Origin of the sequence: Mongoliibacter ruber (genome assembly GCF_003003005.1) — a bacterium.
GTDB classification, from domain to species: Bacteria; Bacteroidota; Bacteroidia; order Cytophagales; family Cyclobacteriaceae; genus Mongoliibacter; species Mongoliibacter ruber.
In genome coordinates this window covers 11,847-26,833 of sequence record NZ_PVTR01000002.1, presented here as the reverse complement: position 1 = coordinate 26,833, position 14,987 = coordinate 11,847, and the positions used below count along the sequence as shown (strand labels likewise).

14 protein-coding genes are annotated in these 14,987 nt (G+C 40.0%); 10 read left to right on the top strand and 4 right to left on the bottom strand.

Annotated elements, in window-relative coordinates; translation table 11 throughout:
- The first annotated feature begins 37 nt into the window (after window positions 1-37).
- The 10 genes from CLW00_RS03425 (at window position 38) to CLW00_RS21835 (ending at window position 9,696) form a co-directional block, all read left to right on the top strand.
- On the top strand, window positions 38-2,188 hold the full coding sequence (locus tag CLW00_RS03425) for a TonB-dependent receptor (RefSeq protein ID WP_106132264.1): 2,151 nt from the start codon (window positions 38-40) through the stop codon (window positions 2,186-2,188).
- 11 nt (window positions 2,189-2,199) lie between these two features.
- Window positions 2,200-2,856, top strand: coding sequence for a hypothetical protein (locus CLW00_RS03420; protein ID WP_245917160.1), 657 nt, complete (start codon window positions 2,200-2,202; stop codon window positions 2,854-2,856).
- A 176-nt stretch (window positions 2,857-3,032) separates the two neighbouring features.
- Window positions 3,033-3,320, top strand: coding sequence for a hypothetical protein (locus CLW00_RS03415; protein WP_106132263.1), 288 nt, complete (start codon window positions 3,033-3,035; stop codon window positions 3,318-3,320).
- Between the two features lie 2 nt (window positions 3,321-3,322).
- Window positions 3,323-4,459 (top strand): sensor histidine kinase, encoded by a 1,137-nt coding sequence (locus CLW00_RS03410; RefSeq protein WP_106132262.1) that lies wholly within the window; start codon window positions 3,323-3,325, stop codon window positions 4,457-4,459.
- Between the two features lie 69 nt (window positions 4,460-4,528).
- Window positions 4,529-5,281, top strand: coding sequence for a LytR/AlgR family response regulator transcription factor (locus CLW00_RS03405; protein WP_106132261.1), 753 nt, complete (start codon window positions 4,529-4,531; stop codon window positions 5,279-5,281).
- A 696-nt stretch (window positions 5,282-5,977) separates the two neighbouring features.
- Window positions 5,978-7,090 (top strand): DUF4221 family protein, encoded by a 1,113-nt coding sequence (locus CLW00_RS03400; protein ID WP_106132260.1) that lies wholly within the window; start codon window positions 5,978-5,980, stop codon window positions 7,088-7,090.
- An 88-nt stretch (window positions 7,091-7,178) separates the two neighbouring features.
- Window positions 7,179-8,342, top strand: coding sequence for a DUF4221 family protein (locus CLW00_RS03395; RefSeq protein ID WP_106132259.1), 1,164 nt, complete (start codon window positions 7,179-7,181; stop codon window positions 8,340-8,342).
- Between the two features lie 421 nt (window positions 8,343-8,763).
- Window positions 8,764-8,961: a type II toxin-antitoxin system RelE/ParE family toxin gene (locus CLW00_RS21805; RefSeq protein ID WP_342747901.1), complete on the top strand. Its 198-nt coding sequence runs from the start codon at window positions 8,764-8,766 to the stop codon at window positions 8,959-8,961.
- 3 nt (window positions 8,962-8,964) lie between these two features.
- A complete protein-coding gene (locus CLW00_RS03385) occupies window positions 8,965-9,249 on the top strand; it encodes an addiction module antidote protein (RefSeq protein WP_106132258.1) in 285 nt (94 codons plus the stop codon).
- Window positions 9,250-9,468: 219 nt separating this feature from the next.
- Complete coding sequence (locus tag CLW00_RS21835; protein WP_425437938.1) at window positions 9,469-9,696, top strand: DUF6364 family protein; 228 nt, start codon at window positions 9,469-9,471, stop codon at window positions 9,694-9,696.
- A gap of 114 nt (window positions 9,697-9,810) precedes the next feature.
- Here CLW00_RS21835 and CLW00_RS03375 read toward each other — a convergent pair whose 3' ends face one another.
- From CLW00_RS03375 to CLW00_RS03360, 4 genes are all read right to left on the bottom strand, one after another.
- The gene (locus CLW00_RS03375; protein WP_106132257.1) at window positions 9,811-11,085 is read right to left on the bottom strand and encodes a TRAP transporter large permease; all 1,275 of its coding nucleotides are present in this window, start codon (window positions 11,083-11,085) and stop codon (window positions 9,811-9,813) included.
- Window positions 11,082-11,552 carry a TRAP transporter small permease gene (locus CLW00_RS03370; RefSeq protein ID WP_106132256.1) on the bottom strand — a complete coding sequence of 157 codons (471 nt, stop codon included), beginning with the start codon at window positions 11,550-11,552 and terminating at the stop codon, window positions 11,082-11,084. Before CLW00_RS03370 ends, CLW00_RS03375 begins: the two co-directional genes overlap by 4 nt.
- A complete protein-coding gene (locus tag CLW00_RS03365) occupies window positions 11,549-12,532 on the bottom strand; it encodes a TRAP transporter substrate-binding protein (RefSeq protein ID WP_106132255.1) in 984 nt (327 codons plus the stop codon). The genes CLW00_RS03370 and CLW00_RS03365 overlap by 4 nt, the downstream gene beginning before the upstream one ends.
- A 182-nt stretch (window positions 12,533-12,714) precedes the next feature.
- Window positions 12,715-14,979 (bottom strand): TonB-dependent receptor, encoded by a 2,265-nt coding sequence (locus CLW00_RS03360; RefSeq protein WP_106132254.1) that lies wholly within the window; start codon window positions 14,977-14,979, stop codon window positions 12,715-12,717.
- Window positions 14,980-14,987 lie beyond the last annotated feature (8 nt).

Below are 14,987 nucleotides of genomic sequence, written 5' to 3'. Positions count from 1 at the left end.
TGATCATATTCCTGAGTTTTGGATCAAAGCTCAGCATATGAAAATCTTACTTTCCACTTTCTTTATTCTTTGGTCTACCATAGCGCTAAGTCAGACTATCATTGAGGGAATAGTCTTTGACCACAAAGGCACGACGATCCCTGGTGTCAATATTTACCTGAGAGGCACTTTTGAGGGAACTTCATCTGAAATTGATGGTAGTTTTAACCTAGTCACAGACATAGAGGGCGAAGTGATTGTGGTGTTTCAGGCCCTGGGATTTAAGACCTTTGAATCACCTCAGACTTTGAAGGCGGGGAATATTGTCATAAGACCTGTTTTAAAGGAAACCATCAATGAAATGACTGCGGTGACCATCAGCGCCGGAGCTTTGGAAGCGTCGGATGAGAAGAAATCAATTGTGCTCAAGCCAGTGGATATAGTCACAGTACCTTCAGCCATGGGAGATGTAGTCGGAGCTTTTCAAACCCTACCGGGCACTGCTGCTGTGGGTAATGATGGCCGTCTATTTGTCAGAGGTGGTGATGCTTCCGAAACAGCCATATTTATAGATGGGATGAAAGTGGGCAATGCCTTTGGAACAACAGCTGCAAATGTGCCGACACGGACGCGGTTCAACCCCAACTTGTTCAAAGGTTCTTTTTTCAGTACAGGAGGATATTCGGCAGAATATGGCCATGCTTTGTCTTCTGCATTGTCATTGAATACGGTTGACATGCCAGCCCGAAATCAAGGAGATATCAGTATCTTGTCTGTAGGAGCTGGCTATAATCAGACTTTGGTAGGGAAAAAAAATAGCCTCACCGCATCTGCAAATTATTTTGATCTTTCTCCTTACCAATCTCTTGTAAGACAAAATTTTGATTGGGAAAGGGCTCCGTATGGCTGGGATGCGGAAGTTTCCGGTAGGCAAAAATGGGGAAACAGCGGAATGCTCAAAGCATATTTCCACACCTCGGCCAATGGCATGAAACTCTGGCAGAAAACTTCCCAATCTCAGGGAAGGGGAAGCCTTTTAGGGATAGACAACAATTACCATTTTGGGCAGCTTTCATTCAAGCAGCTAGCGGGTGAAAGCTGGAGCCTATATGGTGGTATGTCCTTTTCTTCCAATACAGATAATTTTTCCATTGCTGGCCTAAATGTTAGAAATCAAAATCAGGTATTACATGGGAAAATGGTGGCTGTAAAAGACTTTTCGGATAAATTTTCCCTAAAGACCGGGGTGGAACATTTCGTTTTCTCTTATTCAGAAAATTTGATCACCGAAGACCTTGAGCGTTCATTTGTAGACCATCAACCCACTGTATTTGCGGAAGCAGATTATTATTTCAGCAATAAATTGATCCTGCGATCCGGGCTCAGAACAGGATATAGTGCATTAGGTGAAGAGTCATGGTTAGACCCAAGGTTTTCATTGGCCTATAAATTCCAAAATCAAGGACAACTGTCTTTAGCAGCCGGCAGGTACAGTCAATCTGCTGTAGAACAACTTAGAATTTTCAATACAGAGTTGCAAAACACCGTAGCGGACCATCTTATTCTGAATTACCTTCTAAGTACCAATGGCCGGACTATTCGGGCAGAGGCCTTTTATAAGGATTATAAAAACCTCTTGACCTTTGAAGGGATGCCTTACCAATATGAAAATGTAGCCCAGCAAGGAGCGGGTTTCGCTAGAGGGATGGATGTTTTTTACAGGGATCAGAAAAGCTTCAAGAACACAGATTTTTGGTTGACATACAGCTATGTGGATAGTAAGAGGGTGTTTGCCCAGTTCAACACCATGGTACAGCCATGGTTTGCACCAAGGCATAATGGCTCTGTAGTGGTCAAACATTGGATCCAAGCTTTAAAATCTCAATTGGGTCTTTCTTGGGTCATCAATGATGGATACACTTTTACCGATCCAAATTTTCCAGGAGAAATGAACGCCAAAACCAGGAGTTTTCAGGACCTCAGTATAGGCTGGTCCTATTTACCTAAACCGAACCTGATCATTCACTTGGCTTGTAACAATGTGTATGGCAGGGAGAATGTCTTCGGCTACCAGTTTAGCCCGCAAGCCAATGAGGCTGGTCGATTCGAGTCACAACCTGTAGGTCTACAGGCACCGAGGTTTTTTCTACTGGGAGTATTCTTAACCTTATCAAAGGACAAAAACGCTAATAATTTAAATAACCTATAAAAATAATAATTATGAAAAAGTACATTTTAACCTTGATCACAACATGTTTATTTTCATTCATCGTGCAAGCCGACAATGAAGCCTATCAAAAGGCCATGGAAAAGGAACTTCAAGCCATGAAAGTAGCCAAAAGTTCGGAAGACCTTCAAAAAGTTGCCAATGGCTTTTCGAGAATAGCCCAAATGATGCCGGAAGAATGGCTTCCTGAATATTATGCAGGATTGGCTTTAGCTAATGCGGGTTTTCGAAGCGAAGGAGGCTTAGAAGAGAAAGATGCGTATTTTGGAACAGCAAAAAAACATGCGGATAGAGCGGCTAAAATCTCTCCGGACAACTCGGAAGTGGTAGCACTTCAGGGGTTTATTACCATGGGAGAACTGGCAGCAGATCCGCAGACAAGAGGGCAGCATCTTTCAGGTCAGGCCATGCAGACTTTTGGAAAAGCAGTTGACCTAAACAGGCAAAACCCAAGAGCAATCATTCTATTGGCGCAAATGGAATTGGGTATGGCACAGTTCTTTGGTCAGGGACCAGAAAAGGCATGCGGCTTGGTACAATCCAGTTTAGAGCTTTTTAGGAAAGAAGCTGACGAAACTAAAGTGGAAAGTTTCGAGCCGAGATGGGGCAAGGAAATGGCTGAACAAATGAAAGATAATTGTCAGAATTAAGCCACTTTATCGGCCAAGGTTAAAAATTGTACTTTCGGATTAAACTTTGCTTAAATATGAAACAGTTAGTTTCAGAAATTTTCTGGGTCAGTTGATAAGGTTGACCCAGAATTATTTTTCCTTAAATTGTATGGCTATATCGGTTAGTTGAAATTAAATCCAAAATATATTAAAGGATGAAAACCAGTAAATTTCTCATTATTGCGATAAGTATTGTTCTCCTTTCAAGTTGTGCTGAAAATGTACCTATGGAAGCGTCTTTAGAAGGGAAAGAGTATGGCTTTCTTTGGGGATTTGTACATGGATTAATTGCTCCTATAGGCTTGATAGTCAGTTTTTTTGATTCAGAAATTGCCATGTATGCCCCAAATAATAATGGTTCGTGGTATGCATTGGGTTTTCTCCTTGGCTCGGGGGGATGGGGTATTTTAGCATCTAATTCTTCTAAGAAAAACAAATCTTAAAAATGAGAGATCAAGCTCAGATTTATCCTAAATCATGGTCTAAGAAGGTTTTTGTATCCGCTACCATTTTCAATTCTTTAGGCAGGTTTATTTTGCTCAATCTTTTGATAGCTGCGGTGCTCATGCTGATCCAATGCCCGGCTTGCTTACTTTCATTTGAAGGTTTGAAGAGTATTTTCCCTGAGTTTTTGTTTTCATTTTTGATGTCCTCGACTATTAGCTTTGGAGGATTCACTGTAGAAAATTACTTTGATAAAAGGATATCTTGGATTCAGCAACCTGTAAAGCGATTGGTATTTACTACAGGGACATATTTGCTTTATTGTTTTGTGGTCAGTTACATACTCATTACACTGTATGTAGTCATCACAGTGGAAGAAGTGACGTTTTCTAATATATCCTGGTTAAGAATACTGACAAATACCCTTTATCCAATTATTATTGCAGTGATTATCATTGCTATATTTATATCCAGATCATGGCTTTTTGAATGGAGAAATGCTGCAATTGAGGCAGAAAAATTGAGATCCGAAAAATTAGCCAGCCAATACCAATCATTAAAAAATCAGCTCAACCCACATTTCCTTTTTAATTCCCTCAACGTCCTCTCTAACCTTGTCTATGAAAGCCCGGATAAGTCTGCTGATTTTATCCAGCAGCTTTCACGGATATACCGGTATGTATTGGAAGTACAAAATGAAGAATTGGTAAGTTTGGAGGAGGAACTGGTTTTTGCTGAAAATTACCTGAGCCTCCAAAAAATCAGGTTTGAAAGCAGCTTGGAATACTTTGTAGAGGTTACTGATGTCTCAGGTTATTTTATTCCTCCACTCTCTTTACAGTTGCTATTGGAAAATGCCATTAAACATAATGTAGCAAGTCGCCAAAACCCTTTGAAGGTGTTTATCCATCAAAATGGGCAAAGCTTGGAGGTGAGAAATATCCTACAACCAAAATCCAGTCAAGAGGAAGAAGTTTCAGGTATTGGCTTAGAAAATATCAAAAAGAGGTACGAACTGTTGAGCGATAGACAATTGGAGATCCGTAAAACAAAGCATGAATTTATTGTATCACTTCCTTTGCTGCGCGTTGATAATCGCGAATTCAAGGATGAGGGAAAAAAACACACAATGGAATGATTCTTTTATGAAAGATTCCCAGTTTGCCTCATGTGAGTACCTGATCAATAAATATGAATTCAAACGAAGATGAAAGTACTGATCATAGAAGATGAGAGGCATGCAGTCCGGAGGCTTGAAGGATTGATAGCATTGGAGCTTCCTCAAGCTACAATTACCTCAGGATTGGACTCTATCGAATCAGCTGTTGAATGGTTGGGCAGTGAGATAGCACCTGACCTGATTTTCTGCGATATCCAATTGGCTGATGGCTTGAGTTTTGAAATTTTTGAAAAGGTAAAAGTACGTTCACCCATTATTTTCACTACAGCATATGACCAATATGCCATTAGGGCTTTTAAGCTCAATTCGATTGATTATTTACTAAAACCAATTGACCCTAAAGAGCTAATTCTTGCCTTGGAGAAATTCAAGGAAATGAGAGTAGGCCAAGCATTGGATTTGGCTCAGTTGAAGTCCCTTTTGCAGGCAGAGCTAAAGGAATATAAAAGCCGCTTTATGGTCAAAATCGGAGAGAAAATTCAATCTGTACCAACCGAAGAAGGCGCATTTTTTTTCAGTGAAGAACGGGTGACTTTTCTGCAACATGATTCTGGGAGGAAGTTTGTTTTGGATTATACCTTAGACCAATTGGAGGGTTTGCTTGACCCCAGGAAGTTTTTCAGATTGAACAGAAAATATATCGCCTCCTTTGCAGCCATATCTGAAATCCACACCTATTCCAACAGCAGACTAAAAATCAAACTCAAAGACTGCCCAGACAATGATATTTTGGTGAGCAGAGAGAAAGTCGGGGCGCTGAAGGAGTGGTTGGATGGGTAGGAATGGAAGGATGAAGGGGAGAATTACGAATGACGATTTACGATTGACGAGGCTTTTTTGTGTTCAGTTTAGCAAATCATTTGAAAAGCGAGAATTTGGAAGAATACGGGATTAAGGGAAGTGCTGACATTCTGAGTTTTTAAAATTTATTTACAGAAAGGGAATGACAATTGGTGTACGTCATCCTGAACCGGAGCATGTGGAAGCGAAGGATCTCCTAACGTATAGGCTAGGAGATCCTTCCTACGGATGACGACCCCAACAAATCTGTCAATGGTAGAGTTATTAATAACCCTGAAAGGGTTGAACTTTGAATAGCCCCGGGTAGCTACCCGGGGTTTAAATGATAGCGTGTTTTATGGTTTTTGGCCAAATAATGTTTAAGAGTTGAAAAAGCTTTCCGCCAAAAACAGGGATGGGATGAGGAGAAAATTAATAGAGGAAGAAAAATCAAAGAGAATTAATACACCCTCCATCACACAATCCTCCGAAAGAAATCTTCAGACCCATAGTAAAATTATCCGATGATTTACCTAGTGCACTAGTGAAAATACCCGATAATTTACCTAGTCGACTAGTAAAAATATCCAAAACATCGGGGCTTACTCAACAATAACGGTACTCTAGCCTAATATTCAGGCAATGCCCTTTCATCTTTACAATTATATCTTTAGGTTAGCTTAAACATTTAATTCTATGAGATACCTGGTGATTGTTCTTTTAATCCTTGGATTTGCATGTAGCCCAAAAGGTGGCAGTGACGGTCAGCTTGATTATAAAATGGATACCGTGATGGTGGACTCCAAAGGAGGAATAATCATGGGGGCCACCAATCTTTTTTTAAGTGATTTTGATAATAAACTTTCCACTCTATATCACTATAGCAATAAAACCGCTGAGATTGAAGTATTAGATCTTGAAGATTTATCAATCAAGGATAGGATCAACATCGAACAAGAGGGTCCCGAAGGTGTGGGTGAAAATGTTAGCAGATTTTATTTTTTGGGAGATAGTCTTTTTGTTTTTGGCAATTATTTTGGTTTGAACTTTTTGGATGTAGCGGGCAATAAAACTAATGAAGTAAGATTCAGGGACTTCGAATTTTTCAAAGAATTGCAAGAAGCTTCAGATCGTTTTACGAATAATTTCTGCTTTCTGAATACCCCTACAAAATTCGTAAGCCCTGTATACTCCAGAGGAAGTGATTTCAAATTCCTTGCTTTGGTGGACCTGGAAAAGGATCAAATGGAAAAAATAGAAATTGAAGAATTGAAAGTCATCAATGACTTCAATGTTACCCTCAAGAGCGGTAAATCGATGAAGTCAATTATACAGCCAATTGATATGATAAAGATTAATGACTTGATCTATATTTCAAATACCTCCAATAATGACATTTTCACTTATAATATTCTAACAGATGAAATCCAAAAACTAACGGTTGAAGCTGATAAATTGTCAGCGGGTAAGTCAGGATCATACAAAAATGAAACGGAGGATAGCGATGAATTCGAAGACATTGCTCGAAAGATGTATTTTGAAATCGAATACAAGCAACTTGTCAGAAATCCATCAAATGGCAACTTCTACAGATTCACTATGAAGAAGGTAAGGGAAAAGACAGATGATTTACCCTTGAAATTTGATATCCATTTAGTAGCCTATGACAAGGACTTCAAACTGTTGAGCGAATCTTTCATTCCTGAAATGAACACCATACCCCAAGTTTATTTTTGGAAGGATAACAGCATTTGGCTTCACGAAAATGTGGAAGATGAATTGGGTTTTGTAAAGATAAGCCTAGATTGATTTAACCTGATCCCAATAACTATATTCTAAATTTTCCTTTTTGAATTAAAAGAATAGTGGTTAAATTGATGTTCAAATTTCCTCTTTTATGAAAAACTATGCAATAGCGCTACTTTCCACACTCATCTTTGCCTGTGGAGGCGGGAATGAAACTGAAACCACAACTGACTTTTCAAATATCACTTTCCAAATGGATACTGTGGTAGTGGATCCAGGAGAGGAAATCATCAACCTTAGAGGAGGCCTGTGGTCAAGCACGATGAACTCGGATAACTCCAAGCTTTATTTATGGGACAATCAGGCTTTTACTTTAGACATTATCGATCTTGATGAATTGGGATTGGAGAGAAAAGTACCTTTCGAAAAAGAAGGGCCAAATGGAGTCGGGTTCTTTGTCAATTGGATGAGTCTGCCGGATGATAATCAAATTATACTCGCAATCCATCAGGGAATGGGCATATTTGACCTTAAAGGCAAAAAGTTATCGCACCTAAAGATAGAGAAGGATAAGTTTGAAGGAGACAGTTTGTTAGAAGGAGAAAGTTTTCACAACAAATCTTTTGCTTTAGAAGGCGGAGATGTGGTTTACGGTTTGCTGATAAACCCTTGGAAGAGCCCGAAAGGATCATTGTCAAAAGTAGATTTTGAAGCCAAAACCATTAAAAAAATGGAATTGCCCGGTGAAGATGAATTGCCGGATTATGTGGTGAATGGAACTACTGAAAAATTGTCTACGATTATTACTTCTATAAAAACTGTTCAAAAGTTTGGGGATAAGCTGGTTTTATCCAGCACAGGCTATACAGATCTATATATTTTGGATTTGAAAAAAGACAGTGTTTACCATGTGGACTATACTCCTCAACTATCGGCAAAAGCTAAGAAAGGCGGATATCCATCAGAAGTTAAGTCAGAGAAGCAGCTAAGGGAAGTCATCGAAGACATATATGCAGAAATCAACTTTCAGCCATTGATTTGGGATGAACAAAACAAAAAGTATTACAGGTTTTCCTTCGAAACAAGCCCCACGGGAAATACTGATTGGCCCTTATTTCAATCAGCCGAAGAAAAGCCTTTATCCAAATTATTTTTGAGCGTTTTGGATGAAAATTTTAATCTTCTAGGTGAATCAGATCTTACCGAATTGGGCAGTGTGCCTACTTTTGCCTTTGTCAAAGACGGGAAAATCTGGTATTACGTGAATGTGGATGATGAATTGGGATTTGTGAGGATGAGCTTTGGTGGGGTCTGAATCCTATAAATCCATGTGACTGAAATTTGGCAAGTACGCTAAGCGTGTTTCGCACATTGTCGGAAGTAACTTCGCCTTTTTATCAAAATGAATTTGTAATTTCAGATAAGAGGAGATTACCTTTTATGGTATTAGATTTAGATTATTAAAATATATCTGCAACTGTTTCGCTATGTATGACATATAGAACAAATAGCGAAGTAGTTTCGTGGAGCGAACTTTTGTGGCACATTTTAAAAGAACCCCAGGCAATACGAAGTAATTTTTTTAATCTAGAGAAATGATGTAATTTTGTATCCAAATGAAGACAGGTAATTAAATGTTTTTTATTGAGAAGACTGTTGAATTTGACAAATGGCTGAGAAAATTGAAGGATTTGAGAGCAAAAGCAAAAATTTTGTTCAGAATCTAAAAACTTGAAATTGATGAACATTTCGGGGATTGTAAACCCGTTGGTGAAGGGATTCATGAATTGAGAATAGACTATGCCAAAGGATATAGAATCTACTTCAAGGAGAGGGAAGGGAAAATAATTATTCTTCTTGTGGGTGGAGAAAAGTCAACTCAGCAAAAGGATATTGAAAAAGCAAAGAAAATTTGGAAAAGGATAAAAAAATAAAAAATGGAAACATCAAAATTTGATATTGCAGATTATTTGGACAGCAAAGAAATGATTGCTGAATATTTAAATTCTGTTTTGGAGGAAGGGGATAATGATGATGTTGTTGTTGCACTTGGGCACATTGCAAAAGCAATTGGGATGTCCAAAATAGCGGAAGAAACTGGCATGAGTAGACCAAGTTTGTATAAAGCCCTATCAGCAGGTTCAAAGCCTCAATTTGAAACAATAATAAAAGTATTAAAAGCTGTTGGCGGTCAATTAAGAATAAACCCTATATCGACGTAAAAAAACGAAGCCACAACATCACCTTGGATACAGCGGGTCGTTCCGATTAACTATGAAAACCAGTACTTTTAAGAAATTAGGAATAGGTTGGAAGATAACGTCTCCGAATGCCTGCCGTCTCCAAGCTGAATCACGGATCATAGAAAAAACGTCTTCAAAACACAACTTACGTAATAATTTTTTATTTTCCACGTAAACAACTGTGTCATGAAGACCTAGCTGACTTTAAATCTGGATAAGGACGTTATAGGCGAAGCCAAAATATATGCAAAAAGCCATAGGGTCAGTCTGTCCAAACTCGTAGAGAACTATTTAAATTCGTTATCAAGGGATTCAAAGGAAAAATCATCGGTTAGTCCGTTGGATGAAAGTTTGACCGGAATTATCCCATGTGATTATGACGAAAAAAATGATTACAGAAATTACATTGACAAAAAATATTCATAATGAATTTGTAATACAGCAAAAAGGGTTGGGCTTTATATTGTTGACAATATCCAAATAAATACCCATCCTTCTACCATGAAAAACGCAAATCAAACTTTCATTTTTCATGGTAAATCAATCATAAAACAAACTCGGCAGGTAAAGTGAAACCTCTGGCACATAGGTTACCAGAAAAAGCACAAACAGACTCACCAAGAGAAAAGGGAGTCCAGCTTTGCTGATTTTTTCCAAGGAAATATTACCGATACTGCTAGCCACAAAAAGACAAATCCCAACTGGTGGCGTGGTCAGCCCAATCACCAGATTGACCACCATGATCATGGCAAACTGTATCGGATCCACACCCACATGCATGGCCACTCCCAACAGAACAGGAAATAGTATCAGAAGCGCAGCAATGGTTTCCATAAAAGCGCCAACAAAAAGCAACAGAACATTGATCAGCAATAGGATCATCAGCTTGTTTTCCGTGAAACCCAAAAGCCCATTGGCAATCATCTGAGGAATTTCTTCCACTGTCATGATCCAGGCAAAGAGATTGGCAAAGCCCACCAAGACCATCAGGGAAGCGGTGGTTTTGGCAGATTCCAAGATGATGCGGGGAATCATGGAAAGTTTCAGTTCTCGGTAAACAAACAGTCCGATCACAATCGCATAGACCACGGCAGCAATAGAAGCCTCAGTAGGGGTGAAGACACCTCCGATGATTCCAAATAAGATCAATACGGTCATCATGATTGCCCAAAAAGCCTGATAAAAACTCTTGGCCATCTGCATGGCACTCACCCTTTTCTTTTTAGGGTAATTTCTTTTGACCGAAATCACATAGGTGATTCCCATAAGCCCAACTCCAAGCAAAATTCCCGGAATTATTCCTGCCACAAATAACTTCCCTACCGAAAGTCCCGTCAGGGTTGCTGCAATGATCATCGGCAAACTTGGAGGGATAATCGGCCCCAAAGTGGATGAAGTCGCTGTAACCGCACAGGAGAATTCCTTATCATAACCCTCTTTTTCCATAGCTGGAATCATGACTGCGCCAATACTCGCAGTATCGGCAATAGCCGTCCCTGAAATCCCACCAAAAAGCATAGAGGCCCCTACATTGGCCAAGCCCAAGCCACCTCTGACATGGCCTAGTATGGCATTGCAGAAATTGATGATTCTTCCCGTAATACCACTTGCATTCATCAGGTTGCCTGCCAAAATAAAACCAGGGATTGCCAGTAAAACAAAAACATCTATCCCTGCATACATTTTTTGAGGAATAACAATAAAAGGCAGATCAGAAAAAATCAGGTAAAAAAACGAAGACAATCCCAATGCAAAAGCAATTGGGATACCTATAAGCAGCAACAAGATAAAAATGATGAAAAGCAGTAGTATCATTTGAGCAGCTTTAGGGTTTTACTGTTGATGATGATTTCCCTCATGACATACCCCAATACCAAGGCGCTCATGGCAAACATGGAAAAATAAACCATTCCCATGTTGAGTTTCATGGAAGCAGATTGCTGTAAGGTGACAATGTAAATCAAAGGTACGCTGTGCACCAGCATAAAACCCATTAAGATCCCAATGCAGCTGAGAATACAGTTTTCTAAAATGATTCGCGATCTTGGGGCAAGCTTGTCAAAAATCACCCCTACACTGACATAGCTTCTGTCTTTGATAGCTAATCCAGCCCCCAAGCTGACCATGTAGATAAAGCAGAACCTCGCCAACTCCTCGGTCCAAGAAGGTGACCAAGGCAAGGCATAGCGGGAAAACACCTGAAGACAGACGCTTAGCATCATCACTACAAAACTGCAGATTACTGCCAATTCCAGAAGCTTTTCAAAGTTCAAGTTTTTCATTCTATGGCTTGGATTCTTTTATACATGTCCTTTTGCTGCTCATTGAAACTCCTCACCACGGCCTCACCCGCGATTTTTTGAAAAGCTTCTTTATCTACTTCGACAAATTCCATCCCCTTGGCCTGTAAATATTCTCTATCCAGTTTTTCCTGCTCCGCAAAAAGGCTGTGTTCGTATGATTGCATCGCTTCAGCTGCCTCCATGACTACTTCTTGCAGCTCTATTGGAAGATTATCAAATTGCTTTTTGCCCATGACGACATAAGCCCATCCTTTTACATGTTCGGTGAGGTTGACATATTTTTGTACTTCATACAGGCCTGCATTTCGGATATGGGAAAAAGGGTTTTCCTGACCGTGTATGGTAGATTGTTGAAGTGCTGTGAAGATCTCCGAGAAAGCCATTGGGGTAGGTTTGGCGCCCAAAGCACTCCATGTGGCTACAAATAAAGACACATTAGGCACCCGTATAATGAGGTTATTCAGATCGTCCGGATGTCTGATGGGGACATTGGTGGTGAGGTTTCTGGCACCTCTTTCAAACCAGGCAATAGGTTTAAGTCCAGCCACATCCTCAATATGTTGCTCTATTTCTTTTCCAATCGTACCTCCCGCTACTTTTCTAAGATGATCAGAATCCCGAATGGCATAGGGTGTGGCGCAAAAAATTGATAATGGTAGGCCCCAATTTTCCAATGATTCGGCGGTGATCAGCAAGTCCACCGAACCACTCAGAATCCCCGTCACCATATCCATTTCCTTTCCAAGCTGTTCATTGGGGTAAATTTTAACCTGGATGCGGCCATTGGATTTTTTTTCCACTTCTTCTTTAAACTTTACTGAAGCTTTATGCCAGGTATTATCCTCATTCACAATGTGGCCAAAACGAAGCGTGAACTCAGCATTTTCTTCTTTTGATTGACAAAAGCTCAGTGTCGAGATCACCAATAAGAGTATAAAGCAGCGGTATGCGAAATACATGTTGAAGATAGGTTATAGGGAAAATTAAGGTAATAGAAAAAAGTACAAATGCCTATAAAAATATGGGTATCAGGCAAAAGTCCTGATTTTCGGTTTCTATACCCTGCAAATTTGAAATAGGAGGATATAAAAAAAGCCCTTCCGAATTTTCCGGAAAGGCTTTTTTTGAGGATTGTTTACCTTTAAAAAGGTACCCTCACATTCAAAGCAATATTTCTACCGAGTTGATTGATGCCAAAAGGCCTAAATAAGGACATATGGTCAAGATAGGTCTGGTTAAGCATATTGCTACCACTGAGATAAACATCTAAAGTATTGTTACCTACTTGCACATTTCCTCCTACATTCAATCCCAACAAGTAATATCCTGGAGTAGCCTCTTCAAGAGGTGCTGCACGGTTTTGGTCAAAAACTGCAGAGCCAAGAAGACTGATGTAAGGTCTTTGGATTCCTGCAAAGTTTTTCAATCTGAAATCAATCCCCTGTGTCCATCTAAAAGCAGGGATGTAAGGCAAGAAGCTCCAATCAGATCTTCGCTGACCTATTACCATGCTATAACCTGAATTGAAACTGATCCACTTGGCTCCTGCAGGTTGGTAATCGAACTCGATTTCACCTCCATACAACCTAGCATCAGCTTGTTCAAATTCCCATATGGTAAGGTCTCCCATCATTTCATCAGTAGGAGAGAAGAAGATGTAATTGTTGATATGGTTGTAGAATACCTCACCTGAGATACTAAAGCCATTTCTGCTATATCTGATACCAAAATCAGTCTGTAGGTTTTGCTCTCTTTCAAAGTTTGCATTGCCTCTTTCAAACCTGTTGGTGCCAGGGTGTGGTCCATTTGAAAATAACTCGCCCAAATCAGGAGCTCTAAAGCCCTGAGCAATATTCAACCTGAACCTCCAATTTGAATCAGGTCTGAATGTGGCGCCTGCACTGGTAGTTACACCATCAAATGTTCTCTCTAATCTCCTATTTGCAGGTTCTCCGGGCAAGATAAATCCATAATCCACAAGATTGGGAGCACTGGCATCCGCTATTACTTTTCTCCAGTCATATCTTAATCCACCTTGAAGGACCCATTTGTCTTTGTTATAATTCACCAAAGCATATGCAGAACGATCGTCCTTGGTAGCATCAGGAATAAGGATTTCCACGGCTTCAGGCATATTGGCATTGTTAAGGTAAAATCCTTGCACCCCAAAAATTAATTCAGTATGCTCATTTAGTGACTTAAAATACTTAAGATCATACATGAAGTTGCTTTGGTTGAGCCCAAGATCCACCTCATCAAAGTCGTCTTCAATTTCCTTTCTTTGATTAATGTGCAATCCAAATGTTGCTTTGAGCCTATCTTCTCCAAGGTAGACATTGGTTTCTGAATTGAAAAAGTGGTCTCTTACATCTTGAAAAGGCAACTGCATGCTACGGTCATTTCTTGTAGTTACCAACTCATCGAGCTCATCTTCTTCCAGAATGCCGAGTTTTTGTTGAAGATAAGTATATCTGATTCGGGTATCACCCCAGTCTTTTTTCAGACCTACTCCAGCTTTGATATTTTGTGTATTGAATCTTGTGTTGCCAACAGTGTTGCCATCCCCGTCTAAATAGTCAGCATGAGATTCAGTAGCTGCTCTCAGTGACCAGACAAAACCATTTTCACTGGCACCCTTTGCCCCAGCATCGATTCTTCCTCCCAATGAGTTGCTAAAGCCCCTCAGGTTCACATCTCCATTGATTTCACCGGCAGAGGCATCACGTTCTTCAATCAAGTGAACTACCCCAGCCATAGCGCCTGAACCGTATATTAAAGATGCAGGACCTTTGATCATTTCAATATCTGCAATACCAGTCTCGGTCATCCCTAGTCCATGATCTGCTCCCCATTGTTGGTTTTCAAATCTGGCACCTTGATAGACGGATAATACCCTGCTAAAAGAAAGTCCTCTAATCACAGGCTTGCTGATGCCGGGACCTAAGGAGATTTCACTTACTCCCGGAGTCCTTGCCAATGCCGTCATCAAGTTTGGTGAAGGCATTTTCAGGATATCACTTTTGTTGATTTTTTCAATATTGATAGGTGAGCTTTCTTTGCTCATAACGTAGGCCCCTGATACTACCACTTCGTCCATAGAAGTAGTACTCTCTTCCAGCTCGATGGTCAATGTCCCCATTCTATTGGGATTGAAGGTTTTTACTTCAGTGCCATAGCCTGTAAATGATATTTGGAAGGTTAGATTTTTGTCTGGTAAAGATGCCAGACTGAAGTTTCCGTCTAAATCTGTGACTACTCCTCTATTTAATTCAGGTATAAACACTGAAACTCCAGGAATTGGCATTTTGGAATCTTTGTCCACCACTTTTCCTGAAAGTGAAATGTCTTGGGCGGCGCTCACTCCCATTGCAAACAGGAGTGTTAGGGCCACGAATAATACTCTCATGGTTATGA